This window comes from Bacillus sp. JJ1566, from assembly GCF_036962685.1.
Lineage (GTDB): Bacteria > Bacillota > Bacilli > Bacillales > Bacillaceae_L > Ferdinandcohnia.
Genome location: NZ_JBALOP010000044.1, coordinates 15,679 through 32,934 on the forward strand (window position 1 = coordinate 15,679; position 17,256 = coordinate 32,934).

18 protein-coding genes are annotated in these 17,256 nt (G+C 40.2%); 2 read left to right on the forward strand and 16 right to left on the reverse strand.

Annotated features, from left to right (window positions below; translation table 11 throughout):
* Positions 1-31: 31 nt before the first annotated feature.
* The 16 genes from V7112_RS16905 to V7112_RS16975 all read right to left on the reverse strand — a co-directional run bounded on the left by V7112_RS16905 (position 32) and on the right by V7112_RS16975 (position 15,326).
* The gene (locus V7112_RS16905) at positions 32-1,270 is read right to left on the reverse strand and encodes an ABC transporter substrate-binding protein (protein ID WP_335421920.1); all 1,239 of its coding nucleotides are present in this window, start codon (positions 1,268-1,270) and stop codon (positions 32-34) included.
* Positions 1,271-1,635: 365 nt separating this feature from the next.
* Positions 1,636-3,210 (reverse strand): benzoate-CoA ligase family protein, encoded by a 1,575-nt coding sequence (locus tag V7112_RS16910; RefSeq protein ID WP_335421922.1) that lies wholly within the window; start codon positions 3,208-3,210, stop codon positions 1,636-1,638.
* Positions 3,211-3,358: 148 nt separating this feature from the next.
* The gene (locus tag V7112_RS16915; RefSeq protein WP_335421924.1) at positions 3,359-4,153 is read right to left on the reverse strand and encodes an enoyl-CoA hydratase/isomerase family protein; all 795 of its coding nucleotides are present in this window, start codon (positions 4,151-4,153) and stop codon (positions 3,359-3,361) included.
* Between the two features lie 41 nt (positions 4,154-4,194).
* Positions 4,195-5,679: an aldehyde dehydrogenase family protein gene (locus tag V7112_RS16920; RefSeq protein WP_335421926.1), complete on the reverse strand. Its 1,485-nt coding sequence runs from the start codon at positions 5,677-5,679 to the stop codon at positions 4,195-4,197.
* A 17-nt stretch (positions 5,680-5,696) separates the two neighbouring features.
* Positions 5,697-6,896: a thiolase family protein gene (locus V7112_RS16925; RefSeq protein ID WP_335421929.1), complete on the reverse strand. Its 1,200-nt coding sequence runs from the start codon at positions 6,894-6,896 to the stop codon at positions 5,697-5,699.
* Positions 6,874-7,641: a 3-hydroxyacyl-CoA dehydrogenase family protein gene (locus V7112_RS16930; RefSeq protein WP_335421931.1), complete on the reverse strand. Its 768-nt coding sequence runs from the start codon at positions 7,639-7,641 to the stop codon at positions 6,874-6,876. Before V7112_RS16930 ends, V7112_RS16925 begins: the two co-directional genes overlap by 23 nt.
* Positions 7,631-8,491 carry a 3-hydroxyacyl-CoA dehydrogenase NAD-binding domain-containing protein gene (locus V7112_RS16935; protein WP_335421933.1) on the reverse strand — a complete coding sequence of 287 codons (861 nt, stop codon included), beginning with the start codon at positions 8,489-8,491 and terminating at the stop codon, positions 7,631-7,633. The genes V7112_RS16930 and V7112_RS16935 overlap by 11 nt, the downstream gene beginning before the upstream one ends.
* Positions 8,492-8,725: 234 nt before the next feature.
* On the reverse strand, positions 8,726-8,932 hold the full coding sequence (locus V7112_RS23870; RefSeq protein WP_438823904.1) for a PaaD-like zinc ribbon domain-containing protein: 207 nt from the start codon (positions 8,930-8,932) through the stop codon (positions 8,726-8,728).
* A complete protein-coding gene (locus tag V7112_RS16940; protein ID WP_335421935.1) occupies positions 8,880-9,509 on the reverse strand; it encodes a Phenylacetic acid catabolic protein in 630 nt (209 codons plus the stop codon). The genes V7112_RS23870 and V7112_RS16940 overlap by 53 nt, the downstream gene beginning before the upstream one ends.
* A 5-nt stretch (positions 9,510-9,514) precedes the next feature.
* Positions 9,515-9,739 carry a hypothetical protein gene (locus tag V7112_RS16945; RefSeq protein WP_335421938.1) on the reverse strand — a complete coding sequence of 75 codons (225 nt, stop codon included), beginning with the start codon at positions 9,737-9,739 and terminating at the stop codon, positions 9,515-9,517.
* Positions 9,736-10,068: a metal-sulfur cluster assembly factor gene (locus tag V7112_RS16950; RefSeq protein WP_335421940.1), complete on the reverse strand. Its 333-nt coding sequence runs from the start codon at positions 10,066-10,068 to the stop codon at positions 9,736-9,738. Before V7112_RS16950 ends, V7112_RS16945 begins: the two co-directional genes overlap by 4 nt.
* Before the next feature lie 2 nt (positions 10,069-10,070).
* Positions 10,071-11,012 (reverse strand): Phenylacetic acid catabolic protein, encoded by a 942-nt coding sequence (locus V7112_RS16955; protein WP_438823905.1) that lies wholly within the window; start codon positions 11,010-11,012, stop codon positions 10,071-10,073.
* A gap of 714 nt (positions 11,013-11,726) precedes the next feature.
* Positions 11,727-12,686, reverse strand: coding sequence for an MBL fold metallo-hydrolase (locus tag V7112_RS16960; protein ID WP_335421942.1), 960 nt, complete (start codon positions 12,684-12,686; stop codon positions 11,727-11,729).
* A gap of 64 nt (positions 12,687-12,750) precedes the next feature.
* Positions 12,751-13,623, reverse strand: a complete 873-nt coding sequence (locus V7112_RS16965) for a PaaX family transcriptional regulator (RefSeq protein WP_335421944.1) — start codon at positions 13,621-13,623, stop codon at positions 12,751-12,753.
* Between the two features lie 71 nt (positions 13,624-13,694).
* Complete coding sequence (locus V7112_RS16970; protein WP_335421945.1) at positions 13,695-14,144, reverse strand: acyl-CoA thioesterase; 450 nt, start codon at positions 14,142-14,144, stop codon at positions 13,695-13,697.
* 384 nt (positions 14,145-14,528) lie between these two features.
* Complete coding sequence (locus V7112_RS16975; protein WP_335421947.1) at positions 14,529-15,326, reverse strand: enoyl-CoA hydratase/isomerase family protein; 798 nt, start codon at positions 15,324-15,326, stop codon at positions 14,529-14,531.
* A gap of 277 nt (positions 15,327-15,603) precedes the next feature.
* Here V7112_RS16975 and V7112_RS16980 point away from each other — a divergent pair, with 277 nt between their 5' ends.
* Positions 15,604-16,833: a benzoate/H(+) symporter BenE family transporter gene (locus tag V7112_RS16980; RefSeq protein ID WP_335421950.1), complete on the forward strand. Its 1,230-nt coding sequence runs from the start codon at positions 15,604-15,606 to the stop codon at positions 16,831-16,833.
* A 71-nt stretch (positions 16,834-16,904) separates the two neighbouring features.
* Complete coding sequence (locus V7112_RS16985; protein ID WP_335421952.1) at positions 16,905-17,198, forward strand: hypothetical protein; 294 nt, start codon at positions 16,905-16,907, stop codon at positions 17,196-17,198.
* Positions 17,199-17,256 lie beyond the last annotated feature (58 nt).

Consider the following 17,256-nt stretch of genomic DNA (forward strand, 5'->3'; position numbering starts at 1 on the left):
AGGCAAACCTTGCCTCTTTCCTCACTATTTTCTATTTGCCGGGGTCTACAACTTCTGGAACTGTGTCGATTACTTTATTTTCCGTCTTCTCACCATCAAGGAAAGTTTCAACGATATACAGGTTCTGAATGATTTGATGTGTTTCTTGGTCGAACTTGATTGGACCTCTTGGACTATTAAGCTCAACTTTAGAGATTTCCTCTACTAGCTTATCAGGATCAGAAACATCTCCATTTAATGCTTCAATCGCTTTCGCCATGATCGCTGCCGCATCATATCCTTCTGCAGATTCGATACTTGGTCGAGAATTGAACTTCGCTTCATACGCTTCAACGAACTTTTTATTTTCAGGAGTGTCTAAGCTATAATCCCAGAAGATTGAAGCAATGATGCCTTCAGGGGCTTTTCCTTGCTGTGGACGAGTATCCTCAGCTGTAAGCCATCCAGAACCAATTAAAGGAATCTTTCCTTTTAATCCGTATTGTTCGTATTGTTGAACAAAGCGAATTGCGTCTGTTCCAGCAAAGAATGCGTAGATTCCATCAATATCATCACGGTTCATTTTTGCTAGATAAGAAGAGTAATCATTATTTCCTAGTGGTGCGAATACTTCCTCAACGATTTCCCCACCTGCAGCCGTATAAGCATCTTTGAATGCGGCTGTAGCTTCATGACCAAACGCATAGTCAGCAGCTGTTAAATAGATTTTTCCACCAATATTGTCATATGCCCATTGGCCCATTGAGTGCCCAATTTGGTAGGAAGAGAAGGATGAACGCCAGATATAATCACTGCGCTTTGATCTTGTTAAATCGTTTCCACCAGCATGTGATACAAGGAAAGGTAGTTTGTTCTTATCAACCTCGTCACGAATTGCATAAGCTACCGCAGTACTGATTGGACCCGTTAAAATATCGATTTTGTCCTGCTCCATTAATTTCCGAAGCTTTCGTAATGAAACTTGAGGGTCGGCCTCTGTATCTTCATGTACAATTTCAATCTTCTTTCCTGCAACTTCCCAGCCGATTTCTTCAAAATAGAGTTCCATGCCATTCTTAACATTTTCACCAAGTGATGCGTACACACCTGTTGCTGGTAATAAAGCACCGATTTTAATTGGCTCGTCATTTGTAGATTCAGTAGGGGTTGGTTCTTCACTTTCCTCTTTTTTATTGTTATCTTTGGTTGTACTAATTGCTCCCGAGCTACATGCCGAAAGTAAAAGAACAAATGCTAACATGATCAACCAATTTCTCTTTACTAGTTTCATGGTAAACCTCCCTTTTTTTAAAAAACATAGTTTGACCCTCTTTGGTGGAATTCAAATAATATGTACGAAATCTCTCCTTTCTCACTTTCTAATATTCTGAATATTATTATAGTTATTACTATTTAAATATTCAATACACATTTAAAACTTTCAGTAAAAAAACGTAATAAATTCTTCGGGTTTAGGCGCAAAAAAATGGAGGGTGGATAGAATAAAGGCCCGCCAACCGTCGAGCCATTATTCTAATTCGCCTCTATTTCCTTAGTTTGTATAGCAAATAGCACCTTTTTCAGGTCCATTTTCTTGAATTTTTCAAGCACCAAAATTCATTACGTTAATTTTACTTCCGTATTTCAAACACCCAACTATTGTCGTAATTTAAAACGCTGCATCTTTCCTGATGCCGTTTTTGGAATCTCGTCCATGAATTCTATGACTCTAGGATACTTGTAAGGTGCTAAGTTCGTTTTCACGTAAGCTTTTAATTCCGCTTTCAATTCTTCAGAAGGGGTAACGCCCTCTTTCAGAACAATGCAAGCCTTTGGAAGTTCAAGATTATCTTCCGTTTTCACACCAATAACCGCAACCTCAAGTACAGAGTCATGCTTAAGTAGAGTTGCTTCTACTTCAACCGGAGATACCCAGATTCCGCCCACCTTCAGCATGTCATCAGATCGTCCCGAATACCAAAAATATCCCTGTTCATCTCGATAATATTTATCACCTGTATACATCCATTCACCGTGGAATTTCTTCTGATTTTCAGCGATATTGGCCCAGTAGCCGCCAGTTAGACTTTCACCTTTAATGACTAAGTCTCCAACCTCATTTGGCCCTACCTCTTTGGCGTCGTCGTTTACAATTTTAGCCTCATAGCCAGGGACCGGCTTCCCTGTACTGCCTGGGCGAATGTCCCCAACTCGATTTGAAATAAAGATATGTAGAGCCTCGGTTAGCCCAATCCCATCTAAAATATCAAGATTAAAGAGCTGTTTCCATTTGTTCACAAATGTATCAGGGAGTGCTTCCCCAGCTGATACACAAACTCTTACAGAAGATAGATCAGGTATTTTCCCTGTTCGCTCTACATAATTTATCAAACTACCATAAAGCGTTGGTACACCAAAAAAAATCGTTGGTTTTGTCTTTTCAAGTGTTTCAAACACTATATCAGGTGTAGGACGCTCCTTTAAAAGAACGGTTGTACCTCCTGCTCCTAATGGGAAATACATCCCATTACCAAGCCCATATGCGAAGAAGAGCTTTGAAGCTGAAAAGGTAATATCATTTTCATTCATCCCCAAGACCTGCTTTGCATATGTGTTCAACGATGCCTCCATACTACGTTGGTGGTGAATAACACCTTTGGGATTACCCGTACTACCTGAACTATATAACCAAAATGCGGGGTCATCCTTCACTGATAAAAATGAATCAAGCTTAGTTGACGCATTATTGACAAGTTCATGGAAATCAATTTCATCTGAATCTACTAATGTGTTTTCTGTGACGACGATAACATGCTGAAGAAAGACAAAACGTTCTCGATTGTCCTTTATTTTGCTCCAAAGATCCTCGTGAATAACAAGCACCTTTGAACGACTGTGGTTTAATAGATATTCATAATCCTGGGGCTGTAACATCGTGTTAGTTGGGATTGGTAGTGCGCCAATTTTTACCGCACCGAAAAAGGCTACGATATTCTCAGTAGTATCATGCATAACCATTAGCATTCGGTTTTCACTTTCAACACCCAACCCTTTGATAGCGTTTCCAAATTGATTAACACGATTAAGAAGCTCTTGATAAGTGACTTGTTCGTCTCCACTTACAATCGCAACCTTTTCTCCTCGTCCGTTTCGTACATTTTCTTCAATAAATCTGTCGGCAGCATTGTACTTCGTTGCGATTCCTTTTAAATCCGAAGCTACTTTTATCACATTCTTCCTCCTTACCTATCTTATGGATAGTAAAAATTTCAGATAGTGGAGGTAAATGCTTACCTCCACCTTTTTTCGGAGTCTTTCGTAGATGATAATCGATATTAGCACTGTGTTAATAGTGTAAATTTGCCATGAAAATGTTAATTTACTTACCAGACCAGTTTGCTTCACGCTTTTCAATAAATGCGCTTAAGCCTTCCTGAGCATCCTGTGAACGGAATAATAGATTTTGAAGCTCACCCTCGTAACGAATGGCTACGTTTAGTGGCATTTCTTTTCCATTCATGATTGAAAGCTTAATATTAGAAGTTGCATAAGTAGCACTGTTCGCGATTTTCTGTGCATATTCTAATGTTTTTTCTCTTGTTTCTTCTTGAGGGTATACACGATCTACTAGTTTAATAGCTAATGCTTCTTGCGGTGATAATGTTTCACCAGTGATATTTAGATCAAGAGCTTTAGAGTGACCAACTTGACGAGCTAGACGCTGAGTACCACCAGTTCCTGCTAATACACCTAAAGAAACCTCTGGAAGTCCAATTTTCCCTGCTTGATCACCCATGAAACGCAGATCACATGCTAGAGCCATTTCTAATCCGCCTCCAACAGTATGACCCTCTAAGCAAGCGATCCAGATTTGTGGTGAACGTGCAATTTTATCCAATGTTTCATTACAGAATAAGCAAAATTGTGTTTTAAAGCGTGGCTCGGCAGATTTTAAGAAATTGATATTTGCACCCGCTGAGAAGAACTTTGGCATATCACTCATAAGGACAACTACTTTAATGTCGTTGTCAAAGCGAATGTCATCAATTACTGCATTTAATTCCTTGTAATAGTCAAGATCATAAGAATTTGTTTTGTTTACGTGAATATGAACTTCAGCAATACCATCCGCTTTTTTAACAGTAAGTGTTTTCGTTTCTAAATTGATTGACATTTTTATATTCCTCCATTTTGTTTCAAAATTTTTTATATATATTATATTCTGAAAATATTTAATGGACGTTCTCCATTATATGAGACAACACTCTTTGTTTCTGAGTACAGCTCAAGTGTTTCAACACTTAACTCTCTTCCAAATCCTGATTGCTTGTAGCCACCAAACGGTGTCCCTGGGAATGCTGATATCGGACAGTTCACCATCACAATACCGGCACGAAGTCCCTCTGCAATGCGGTGCGCCCTACCATGATCCTTCGTCCATACAGCTGAACCAAGTCCAAAAATGGAATCATTGGATTGCTTGAGCACTTCTTCTTCATCTTTAAATTTCATGATGACTACAACTGGACCAAAGACCTCTTCTTGAGCAATTCTCATATCATTCGTGACATTTCCGATAACGGTTGGCAAATACCAATACCCTTTATCAAATTCGCCGCCTTCTGGTCTTTTTCCTCCATACAGAATTTCTCCGCCCTCTTCGATAGCAAGCTTTACATAGCCATCAACAACTTCTTCATGATCCTTAGAAATCAAGGCTCCCATATGTGTTTCCTTATCGAACGGGTCGCCAACCTTCAGCTTTTTAGCCTTTTCAATAAATTTTTCGACAAACTCGTCATAAATATCTTCATGTACAAATAACCGTGAACGCGCCTCACAGGACTGGCCCGTATTATAGAAGATTCCATAGATTGAACCTACAACCGCGCCATCAATATCTGCGTCATCAAAGACGATATTCGGAGATTTTCCTCCCAACTCTAGTGTAACGCGCTTTAAATTTGTTGAAGCCTTCGCCATAATGTCTTTTCCAGTTTCCGTTTCACCAGTAAAGGCAACCTTATCAACACCAGGATGAGTCGTTAAGTATGGACCAATAACAGATCCACTTCCTGTGATAACATTTACTACACCTGCTGGAACCCCTGCCTCATGACAGATATCTGCAAGCATATAAGCGGTAATTGGCGTATGTGAAGCAGGCTTTAAGATAACTGGACATCCTGCTGCAATCGCTGGTGCGATTTTCCACGCAGCCATCATTAATGGGTAATTCCATGGAATGATTTGTGCGCAAACCCCAACCGGTTCTTTTACTGTGTAGTTAAAAAATCCATTTGGAACGGGGTTTGTACGCCCACCAAAGGTTGTAATGGCTCCAGCGTAAAATTCAAAGTCTTCAATTGCCTGACCAATTTGGCCTTTTGCAGCAGCAACTGTTTTTCCACTATTTAGTACTTCCGCTTCGACAAGGTCATTGATACGATCACGCATGATTTCCGCGATTTTATTTAAAACTCTTGCTCTTCTTGCTTGAGGCAATTTTGGCCACTTGCCATTTTCAAATGCATTTCTAGCTGCATCAACAGCACGATCCACATCTTCCTTTGATGCCTTTGCAACTCTAGCTAAAACTTCACCAGTTGCAGGGTTATAGGTTTCAAAAAATTCATTATCGCTGCTATTCGAGTATTCTCCATTAATCAATAGTTGGTACGTTTCTTTTAATTGCACCATAGATGTTGTTTCACTCCCTACATTTTCTCGATAATTGTTGCGATCCCTTGGCCAACACCGATGCACATGGTTGCTAATCCATAACGTACATCACGTTTTTGCATCTCATGGACAAGCGTTGTAACAATTCGCGAACCGCTACAGCCTAGTGGATGTCCTAATGCAATTGCACCACCATTGACATTCACTTTATCCATATCAAGTTTTAGTTCCTTAATACAAGCAACAGATTGTGCTGCAAATGCTTCATTTATTTCAATTAAGTCGAGATCCTGAACAGTTAGTCCCGCTCTTTGTAAAGCTTTTCTTGTCGCTGGAACTGGACCTATTCCCATGTAGTCAGGATGGACTCCACTAACAGCAGATGTCACTACTTTTGCAATTGGCTGTAACCCTAAACGTTCTGCAAGCTCTTTTTCCATGACAAGAATAGCGCTTGAACCATCGTTAATCCCTGATGAGTTCCCCGCTGTCACCGTTCCATCCTTTCGGAAAACAGGTCTTAGGTTCGACAATGTTTCCAAAGTGGTCCCAGGTCGTGCATGCTCATCCACCTTAAAAAGAAGTGGCTCACCTTTTTTCTGCGGGATTTCAATTGGCACAATCTCATCATTGAATCGACCACTCTTTATCGCTCCGGATGCTTTTTGCTGACTTAAAAAGGCAAGTTCATCCTGCTCAGCTCTTGAAACCCCATATTTTTCTGCAACATTTTCAGCGGTTTCTCCTAGACTAATCGGGGGATACATTTCATTCATTACTGGATTGATAAGTCGCCAGCCCAGCATCGTGTCATGTAAAGTTTGATTTCCTCTCGCATTTGTAACTTGAGGCTTTATCATTACGTACGGAGCACGGGTCATGCTTTCCGTTCCGCCTGCAATAAAGACATCTCCTAAGCCTGACTTAATCGCTGCGGATGCTTGATTTACAGCCTCGAGTCCTGAACCGCAAAGACGATTAACCGTTACTCCTGGAATCGAAACTGGCAAACCAGCTAATAACAATCCCATCCTTGCAACGTTTCGATTATCCTCACCTGCTTGATTGGCACACCCGAAAAATACATCTTCAATTAGTGACGGATCAAGGTTTACACGAGCCATTAGCTGTTTAATGACATGCCCTGCTAGATCATCTGGTCGTATACTTGTGAGTGAACCGTTCAGTTTTCCAATCGGTGTCCGAACAGCATCAATTATGACAGCTTCTCTCATACTGAAAGCTCCTTATTTGAACTTTTTGATAATGGTAGAAGCATTTATCGGTTTCTCCACCAATCCACCCTGCGTACACAAGCTTACGAATTAGTGGGGCTGGTCGATAACGCTCTTCCCCTAATTCACGATATAAGCCACTTAATACCGCATATATGTCATCCAGCCCAATTTCCTGTGCCCACTCAAGTGGACCCATTGGATAATTCGTTCCTTTTTTCATCGCGATATCAATGCTTTTCGCCTCTGCCGTTTGTTCAGTTAACGCATAAGCCGCTTCATTAACAATCATTGATAAAATTCTTGGAAATACCAGGCCTACCTCATCCTCTACAAGTTCAACATCTTGACCGATTAGTGAAAAAGTGTCTGCGGCTGCTTCCACATAACTTGAGTTTGCTTGTAATGGCATGGTAACTTCAATTAGATTACCTTTTTTAAAATTTGCAAATGTGCCAAATCCGATTACTCTCTCTGGATAGGTAAGCCATGAGGCAACCTCTGTTGCTGTCACACCAAGAGAAGTCGATAAAATCAAAGTAGAAGGTGAAACGCTTGCCTCTATTTCTTGGATTCTACGTTTCTTTTCTTCCTTATCAAGATTAGACGTTTCAATCACGACATCGACTTGCACATCCATTCGTTTTTGGTCAACTAGATGAACTTGTGCGTTTTCTTGAAATGACTTGGAGAGTTCTTTTGCGAGTAAATTATCCCCTACAATGACGACAGTTTTACTTGTCATATTCGAAGAACCCTCCTTTTGTTTTTCTTCCTAGGCTACCCGATTGAACCATGCGTTCCTGGTAGTAATGAGGACGGAATCTACTTTCTCCGTGAAATCCTTCAAATACTGATTTGGTTGTTGCAAAATTGATATCAATCCCGATTAGATCCTGTAATTCGAAAGGACCCATTTTAAAATTCCCTGCTCGTTTCATAATTCGATCGATTTGTTCGACTGACGCGATTTTATCATTCATAATTCGTAAAGCTTCATTGTAAAAGGGCCGTGCCACTCTGTTTACAATAAAACCTGGCGTATCCTTACACATCACTGGATTTTTATGAATCGTTTCTGCAAATTGCATAAGGGTTACAACAGTTGAGGAAGCTGTTTTTAAGCCCTGAACCACTTCTACAAGTGGCATAATTGGTGCCGGATTAAAAAAATGCAAGCCGGCAATTCGTTCCGGATTTGCGCTTTGACCAGAGATTTCCGTAATCGAAAGGGAGGAAGTATTCGACGCCAAAATCGAATCTTTCGTACAGATTTCTTCCAACTGTGAAAAAATAGACCGTTTAATTTCAAGCTTTTCCGGCGCTGCCTCAATTACCAACTGGCAATCAGCAAATGAGCTCATATCCGTTGTGATACTCAATTTTTCTTTCGCTTGTTCTGAGGTGGCAAGGCTTATTTTTTCTTTAACAACTAGTCTATCAAGCTTTGACTCTATTGATTCTTTTGCACGGGATACCGTTCCTTCATCAATATCAAAAAGCACGACAGGGTATCCATTTTGAATGAGAAGCTGCGCAATCCCTGCACCCATGGTTCCTGAACCAATGACACCTACTTTTTTAATTTGCTGCATAGTTTTCGTCCTTTCTAGATGATGTTCAAAAAGTGCGGTGAATATGACCGAACAGAGGAACTTCGACTAACAGCCGACACGTCCTGTGTCGAACGTCGAAGTCACCACATCCTGCGGAAGCGCGTTGGCTTGCTTCTCCGTTCCTCACGTATTAACTGCATACGCTCCGGTACTCAAAGCTGCGCCGCCTTGAAATTCTCGGTCCTCTTCATCCTCCTTTTTTGAACACGCATTCTACTTTGCCGCGTCTTCCTTTTGCCATCGAATGTATTCGAATACGCTATTACATTCATTGCAGTAGTATTGGCGAACTAATTGGGCTGTACCAAAGGATGAAATCTTTTTTACATTATTGGTTGAGCAAAATGAACATTGAACATTCTCTTTGTTAGACGACATTTTGCTTTGCCACTTCCTTTGAGACTTCTTGAATAGTTGCATCAAATTGCTCTACTAATCTCGCATCCTTTGGAATGATGTTTTCTGTGACGAAATACATATCATTTTCTACTTTAATTAACCATTCCCTTGCTTCCTGAGCAGTTTTCGCAATGGCCGATTGGCATCTTCTCGGAATGGAGCCTTTATCAAGCAAAAGCTGCTCACACCAACTTTGTGAATAGATTAGATGCTCCTGTTGCTCCTTCAGCATTTTTGTAAAAGGTGGGTTCACGTTAGGGTTATTTGCGTCAAGCAATGCTTTCATCACTAAGTCAACTGCAACATTGGTGACATAAAGCCCCGCAATGAGTTCAACCCAGTTCTCAATTTCCACATTCTGTTGAAATGCCTTCCCTGTTTGATTCTTCACTTCTGACTTAACACCTGATAGGTCAGATACCCAGCGATAAAGAAGTCTTGAATGGCCTAGCTCCTGCTGCGCCATTGCAATTGATGAAAGTGTTCCTTCCAATGTTGGGCCACTGATACCGATTTCGACTAAACGGTCACCTAAAATAAATTTATTATCCGCAATTGTTTCACCCAGTTCGATTAACGAAATATGTTCCTTAGTCAAGTTTCTCACTCCTTTGCAAATAATGGTTCTGGGCTTCGAACGCAAACTAGCGCATCTTTTTTCACCACGTACATTTCAACCCAGTCTTCTTCATCGTAAATATGCTGCGCATAAATTTTTGCGAGAGTTTCATTAACGGCCTTAAAAGTACCGACATGAATAAGCTCATCTCCACGATTAATTCGAGTGAGAAGAAGGTAATCATGTTTAACGGTATTTTCTTCTATCATGAACTTACCCCCCAGTGCTTTAATTTGTTCTTTCCTGCCTCACTTAGATTTGCTGTCGTCCAAGGTGGATCCCATACAACCTGAATCTTAACGTCTTCAACCTCAGCTTCCTTCAGCAAACGTTCTTTGATATCGTTTTCAATCCATTGCATACAAGCACATCCAGTGGAGGTATAGGTCATTTCAACCTCTAAATCACTTCCTGTTTGGGTAATGTTATAAATTAACCCCATATCCACCACACTGATTGGAAACTCTGGATCCATTACTTCTTTTAGAGCATCCCAATACTTTGTTGTTGCTTGTTCGTTTTGGATAATTCCACTCATGCTTATGCCTCCTCTGCTCTCATTTGTTCTAACTCCCAAACTCCCTTTTGGATTCGAGTTACAAACTCTTTATTTTGAGGACCTCTTTGCTTAAAGCGTTCGATTGCTCCCTCCCATGTGTCCGGTTGGTCTGTTAACCACTTTTTGTTTTCAGCATCAAATTTACAAGGGAATGGCACGTCAATCACATATTTACCTTGGTCTTCATCGTAATGAGCTGGAACCTTAATTCCAATAGATTCACAGAATGGTACAGCTGTTGATAACCACTTTTGTCTTAATTCATCATTAGTTCGGCCTTTTAGTCGATAATCCAATTGCGCCGAACGGCTCTTAAGATTATCTGCAACACCGAAGAATTCAAGTGCCATTAAGAACATCCAATCCACAGCATCTTGTACTTGCTTTGCTGTTTCCGGCTTCTTCATCGCATTTTTCATAATGATTTCGCCATTGCGGAGATGGAACAATTCTTCCTTATCAACTTTTACAAGGGCGCGCTTCCAAGGTCCATAGGAGGTATGTTCATACGCATCACCTAGAAGCGTATATCCAGAACGATCAAACAATCCGTTAAATACCCCTAATTCAACCCAGTTGTCTAATTTAAAATCAAAAGCATATGGATTTTTCCATCGGTTCGCTGGTCGACGATAAAGCATCTCGTCTACATCTTCACCGAGGTCTTCGAGCAAGCGGTACGCAATATGAGCGTGACCGATTTCATCCTGTATAACTGCGAGAGCGGTAATTTTATAGTTTAAGTTTGGGGCTTGATCGTAGACTGTTAACAGTGGTGGGACGCTAAGAAGTTCTGTATCTCCAACAATCGCAAGTGTTTGTTTTAACGCTTTCAAATATTCATCGTTCATATCCTCCATGCGCTCTACTATAAAACCATTTTGTACCTTCTCCAGTAATACCTCAGCTTCCTTAATACTCATCAATGAACACCTCTTCGTATTACGTTTTTTAAACTACCGTTTATAATATGTAATATAGAATATTTAAAATTGTTTGTCAACATGTTTATGTTGTTTTTTAAACGTAAAATTTAAATGCATAATAAACGAGTTTGCAGAGTTGAGGAAAAATACCGGATTCATTGGGAAATGAAGGGGATTTCTTTTTCGTTTCCGGTTGGTTAGGGGATTTATCAGGGGGATGAAGACCTTTACGATTGCGATTTCGTTTCGTTCGGGACTTCATCGGCGGTATGAAGACCTTTACGATTGCAATTTCATTTCGTTCGGGACTTCATCAGTGGTATGAAGACCTTTACGATTGCGATTTCATTTCGTTCGGGACTTCATCGGCGGTATGAAGACCTTTCACATTGCGATCCACATTCGTTCGGGACTTCATCGGCGGTATGAAGAGCATTTCACGCAAGATTTCTCCTCGGTTTCCTCTTCATCGACCCTATGAAGAGCATTTCACACAAGATTTCTCCTCGGCTTCCTCTTCATCAACCCTATGAAGAGCATTTCAAACGAAATTCCTCACCGTTTTCCTCTTCATCAACCCTATGAAGAGCACTTCAAACGAGATTCCTCACCGTTTTCCTCTTCATCACCAAATCAGATTTCACTCAAACCCAAAAAAACCCAAGATTGCTAGTTTACTAACAATCTTGGGGTTTTCGCTTTTATATTTTACTAGATTTGTACATAAACAATTGGATCTTGATCTTTTTTTATAATCCGCCCTTCACGCACTAAATAGTTCAAATGAGCGATTGTTTCGGCGATTGCAAAGCGCCATTGATGTGGATTGAGCTCCCGATGGGAAAACAATACCTTTGCAATTTCATACGTCGTTTTATGGTCGGCCAAGCTTTCAATATAAGCCAACCGCTCGTTATGATGCTGGATCAGCTCATCAATTCGTTCACTTACATTAAGAACCGGCGAATGATGGGCAGAGTATATCTTTTTAATCGGATACTTTTTAACTTTACGTAATGACTCAATGTATTCATGCAATGGATGCTGGCTGGCGCTAGGCCATACACTAATATTCGGTGTGATTTTTTCGAGAATATGATCGCCACCAATTAAGATGCCTTCTTCTTCCTGAAAAAAGCAAACATGTCCCTCACTATGACCTGGGGTATGAATAACCATCCATTGTTTTTCACCAAATTCAATCTTGTCCCCGATTGGTTTTACAACAGGTAATGGGAGAACGTTCTTACGTAATTTGTTCATATGATCAACGATTCCATCCGCTAAATCACCCGGAACCCCGTGCTGCAACACCATTTCTTTCATTTTCGCAACCTGTACGCTGCCTTCACCCCAAACACGCTCAATCATTGCTGCATCTACTTCATTCATGTAAAGGTCAGCGCCCGACTGCTCTTGCATCCAGCCCGAAAGTCCAGAGTGGTCTGGATGGAAGTGGGTTAAATAGATGGTATGAACGTCACGAGAAGTAATTCCCAGATGGTCAAAAACCTCCTGCCAAGCATCTCTCGCGGCTGGATAATTTAATCCTACATCTATCATGACATAACCATTATTCTGTTTAAAAAGATAACAATAAACATACTTCATCGGAAACGGAACTGGAACTCCAATCCGATAGCCACCAAATTCAATTTTTTCAATATTCATGGCTCACCTCAGTCAAATGCGCCTTGGCGTATTTTATTCAAAAAATCTGCCGGAGGCTTTCTTCTTAAATGTAGATCTCTCCAAATGGATTGAGTGCTTTATCACGTTCAATTTGAATTTCTTGATCTGGTGCTCCCTCGAAAACGGACTCGAAGTAGCGGATTGACGGGATGGATAAAAGCTGATGAATATTCCAAAATAATTCTCGCGCCTTTATGCCAATCCATCCTTGCGGCAATAAATCCCTTGGAAAACCAGGATCCTGGTAAAGGAATTTCCTGTACTCATGCACAAGTACAGTTCGCTCAATAAAACATTCCTCATCCTTCAAAGTGTTGTTTAACGCTTTTTCTCGCAGTTCATCAAATTTTGGTGTGAACTTATCAATGAATGTTTGATATTCATCCCGCACCATGTCTAAATCCCAGCCGATGTCGATAATACTTTGATTGTCATGCGTTACAATTGAAGATGACGTGAATAAAAACGCATATTCTTCAATTCCATACACTCTAATCATTTCTTTTACTTGGTCCTCAACCGGATTTGGTGTCACTAATGTACTATTCGTGAGGTTTCCAAATCCTGTCCAAATCAGTTCTTTACGGATTTTATTGCGGATCTCGCGCTTTTCTTCTGGAAACGAATATGTAAGGATTCTCCACTTCTGGTCCCATATGTGATTTTGAGTGGCATATACCCTGCTTACCCCTTCATCGACACGACCTTGGGCAGTTGCGGAATAGTAGCTTTTCTTGCCTACTTTTCGTACTTCCACCAAATTATTTTGAGCCATCCGAAAGATGGCGCCCCTTACAGACGATTCGGATACCCCAAACTGCTTCATTAGTTCAATTAAACTACCAACCCAAATTTCTCCCCCATAATATTTAATATATTCCCCATATAATGTAAACATTAAGGATCTAGGCTTCATCGAAGTCACCACACTTACTAATTTTTGTTATATTTCGATATTGTTAATTTAATTATAGAGGTTTTTGGAAATTATGCATTAAAAAGTGGTCTTTTCCCCGACTCATTTGTGTGGAGGTCAGCGTGTAGAATCGAAAGTACGTCCTCAGGTATTGGAACTGCTTTAATTTCAGTTGGCGTTTGTTTTACCCAGCCACGTATCTCATATCCATGCCCCGTTCTTGTTTCTCCTCTATATACCTGATGCCGAAGCTTGATTGTTTTTGTTTTAATTTCTTCAACCTCTGTTCGAATCGTAATAATATCATCATATAATAATGTCTTTTCAAAGCTACATCTTGCATCCAGCATTGGCAGGATGATTTGTCGTTCTTTTTCTAATGTATTTGGAGATAATCCACAGCTTCTAAAAAATTGGTGCCCCGCGATGTCGAACCATTTGAAGTAATTTGGGTAATACACGATTCCCGCTTTGTCGGTATCCCCCCAGTTAACGATGACTTGAAATTCATTTGATCTCACACTCTATCCTCCTATTTGAAAAGCGCAAGGCGCCCGCTTATCGGCGACAAGCATAAGACAAGCGCTGACAGAAGGTGTTTTTTTACCTTCCGAAGCGATTGGCTTATGACCTCGAGCCGATGGCGCCTGGAGCTAGACATTCTGTTGAAAAAGGCTCGGAAAAAGTCGCCGTGCCTTGGCTATTTTAAAATAGCGATACCGGAAATTCCGATATCGCTTTGGATTTAGTTGGGCTTCTCCCGCATTAACGGGCAGTAAGACCCCCTTTCATGACTTCGAAGTACAAAGTTTGTTAATTGGGGGATCAACTGCCCGTAAAAGCCCGATTGGTTCAACTAACCATCAGAGGGGATGAAGAAAACCCCTACTGATGGAAGTTTCACTTTATTTCCCACTCCAATTAGCTTCACGCTTTTCGATGAACGAGCTTAAACCTTCCTGAGCATCCTGTGAACGGAATAAAAGATTTTGAAGCTCTCCTTCGTAACGAATGGCTACGTTTAGTGGCATTTCTTTTCCGTTCATGATTGAAAGCTTAATGTTAGAAGTTGCATAAGTTGCACTGCTGGCAATCTTCTCTGCATATTCTAACGTTTTTGCTCTCGTTTCTTCCTGTGGATATACACGATCAACTAGATTAATAGCTAATGCTTCTTGAGGGGTTAATGTTTCGCCCGTGATATTTAAATCAAGAGCTTTTGAATGCCCAACTTGGCGAGCGAGACGTTGAGTTCCACCTGTTCCAGCTAGCACGCCTAAAGAAACCTCAGGAAGTCCGATTTTTCCTGCTTGGTCTCCCATGAAGCGTAAGTCACAAGCTAGAGCCATTTCTAATCCACCACCAACTGTATGGCCCTCTAAGCAAGCAATCCAGATTTGTGGAGAGCGTGCAATTTTATCCAATGTTTCGTTACAGAATAAGCAAAATTGAGTTTTAAAGCGTGGCTCAGCAGATTTTAAGAAATTGATATTGGCTCCTGCTGAGAAAAACTTTGGCATATCACTCATTAAGACGGCTACTTTAATGTCATTATCAAAACGAATGTCATCAATCGCTGCATTTAATTCTTTGTAATAGTCCAGGTCATAAGAGTTTGTTTTGTTTACATGAATGTGAACTTCAGCAATCCCATTCACTTTCTTAACTGTTAAGTTTTTTGTTTCGTTTACTGTAGTTGTCATTCTTCATTACCTCCTAAAGTTATGTATTACGTTTTTATAGCTATCGTAATTAATTTCAAATATACTGAATCTTTTTTAAATTATCAAATCTGAGTTTTTCTCATTTTTCCGATAAAATAACATCCTTTCTCTTTAATGCTCACTTATTCTATCTTTTTGGAGGTTTTTTAGACGTTCGTAAAAAATACGTAATTTTTAATTAGAGTCTGTGTTATTATAGAACTAATTACATATGCTCTATTAAAAACGTGGAAATTATGAATTTAAGGAGGCTTCTATGATAGAAAATAGGAGGTTCAAGGATCTATATGAAAATCTAAATATCAATACAATTAGTTCTGGTGTTGTAGCAGCAGTATTCGGATGTACAGGTCCTGCACTCATTATTATTGGCGGCGCGGCAAGCGGTGGTTTAACCCATGAACAAACAATCAGCTGGTTATTTGCGGTGTATTTTTTTGGTGGATTATTGGGTCTATTTTTATCCTTAAAATATATGCAACCTATCGCAGGTGCTTATTCCATTGCTGGCGCTGTTTTAGTTGCGAGTGCATTGTCACATTTTTCATTAACAGAAGCAATTGGTGCCTATCTTGTTGCCAATTTACTTGTTCTTATTCTTGGTGTAACCGGGCTAATTGAGAAAGTGATGAATTGGATCCCTGTTCCCATCGTGATGGGGATGATTGTTGGTGTCATGATGCGATTTGCGGTTGAGATGATTACATCTGTTGAGGTATCTCCGCTATTAGCAGGCTCGGCCATCTTAGTTTATTTGTTTTCCTCGCGTTTTATTAAAAAAATACCGCCTGTGTTATCAGCATTGGTTGTCTCTGTACTTCTCGCCGTTTTCATGAATGAATTTAATTTTTCACATGTCCAGAGTTCGTTTGTGTTACCTCAACTAGAAATGCCCACTTTTAGTTTTAAAGCGATTATCTCCCTTTCTATACCTCTTGCCATTTTAATTATTTGTACGGAGAATGCGCAAACTACCGGAATTTTGATGGCGAAGGGATTTAAGCCACCAAGTAGTGCAATGGCCGTTTATGGGGCTGTTTTGGGATTTTTCGCTTCGTTTTTTGGGGCTCATGCAATTAATACTGCGGGTCCAATGACAGCGATTTGTGCCTCGGATGAGTCAGGTAAAAAAGAAGGTCGGTTTGCTGCTTCGGCCGCAAATGGTGTATTATTTGCAAGCTTTGGTGTGTTTGCAGCATTTGTGGTTCCATTTGTGATTGCGATGCCAACTGTAATTGTAAGTACAATTGCCGGTTTAGCGATGATTGGTGTTCTTTTAAGTTCCTTAAAGATTGCTTTTTCAGATACAAAATTTCAAATGGGTGCCTTTTTCGCATTCATCATCGGCATGTCAGGTGTGAACTTTTTTAACATCGGTGCACCTTTATGGGCAATTGTCGGAAGTATCTTTGTTTCGCTGTTGATTGAACGAAGTGATTTTGAAAAGAAGATCATGGTTGAAAAAAATCTGAAACCTGGGGCTTAATAGTTATGGATTTGTTGTAAATAGATGGACATACTAATTACAACCGAAAATCTCATGAGAGGTGAATCAACATGAATATTGATATAACATCAATTTATGACAACATGCCAGATTTTTCGAATCACATGGAAGCAAGAGAATGGTTTAAAAATGAGTTTCAAGATCGTTTTTTCTTAAGGACACATAGTGATAATGATGGGAAAATGACGTATTTTTATCATATTGTTAAAGATCCAGAAACGTATCAAAGATACATGGAGAGCTTTGCAAGTGAGCAAAAGCGCGACATCACCGAAATGTCGACATTTGAAAGCTATACCACCGTTGAAATTAGTGAAGATGGAGATGTAAATATTACAATATAAAAAGAAAAGTGCGAGGCGCCGTGATTAAGAAGCATCGACTAACTACCGCCACGTCCTG

Excerpts from the sequence above, each read along its gene's own strand:
- V7112_RS16920 (WP_335421926.1), bottom strand. The coding sequence starts at position 5,679 with ATGGTGCAATTAAAAGAAACGTACCAACTATTGATTAATGGAGAATAC.
- V7112_RS16925 (WP_335421929.1), bottom strand. The coding sequence starts at position 6,896 with ATGAGAGAAGCTGTCATAATTGATGCTGTTCGGACACCGATTGGAAAA.
- V7112_RS16955 (WP_438823905.1), bottom strand. The coding sequence starts at position 11,012 with ATGAGTATTAAGGAAGCTGAGGTATTACTGGAGAAGGTACAAAATGGT.
- V7112_RS16905 (WP_335421920.1), bottom strand. The coding sequence starts at position 1,270 with ATGAAACTAGTAAAGAGAAATTGGTTGATCATGTTAGCATTTGTTCTT.
- V7112_RS16965 (WP_335421944.1), bottom strand. The coding sequence starts at position 13,623 with ATGAAGCCTAGATCCTTAATGTTTACATTATATGGGGAATATATTAAA.
- V7112_RS16930 (WP_335421931.1), bottom strand. The coding sequence starts at position 7,641 with ATGACAAGTAAAACTGTCGTCATTGTAGGGGATAATTTACTCGCAAAA.
- V7112_RS16915 (WP_335421924.1), bottom strand. The coding sequence starts at position 4,153 with ATGTCAATCAATTTAGAAACGAAAACACTTACTGTTAAAAAAGCGGAT.
- V7112_RS16945 (WP_335421938.1), bottom strand. The coding sequence starts at position 9,739 with ATGATAGAAGAAAATACCGTTAAACATGATTACCTTCTTCTCACTCGA.
- V7112_RS16950 (WP_335421940.1), bottom strand. The coding sequence starts at position 10,068 with ATGAGTGGAATTATCCAAAACGAACAAGCAACAACAAAGTATTGGGAT.
- V7112_RS16975 (WP_335421947.1), bottom strand. The coding sequence starts at position 15,326 with ATGACAACTACAGTAAACGAAACAAAAAACTTAACAGTTAAGAAAGTG.
- V7112_RS16935 (WP_335421933.1), bottom strand. The coding sequence starts at position 8,491 with ATGCAGCAAATTAAAAAAGTAGGTGTCATTGGTTCAGGAACCATGGGT.
- V7112_RS16985 (WP_335421952.1), top strand. The coding sequence starts at position 16,905 with ATGAATATTGATATAACATCAATTTATGACAACATGCCAGATTTTTCG.
- V7112_RS23870 (WP_438823904.1), bottom strand. The coding sequence starts at position 8,932 with ATGCAACTATTCAAGAAGTCTCAAAGGAAGTGGCAAAGCAAAATGTCG.
- V7112_RS16980 (WP_335421950.1), top strand. The coding sequence starts at position 15,604 with ATGATAGAAAATAGGAGGTTCAAGGATCTATATGAAAATCTAAATATC.
- V7112_RS16960 (WP_335421942.1), bottom strand. The coding sequence starts at position 12,686 with ATGAATATTGAAAAAATTGAATTTGGTGGCTATCGGATTGGAGTTCCA.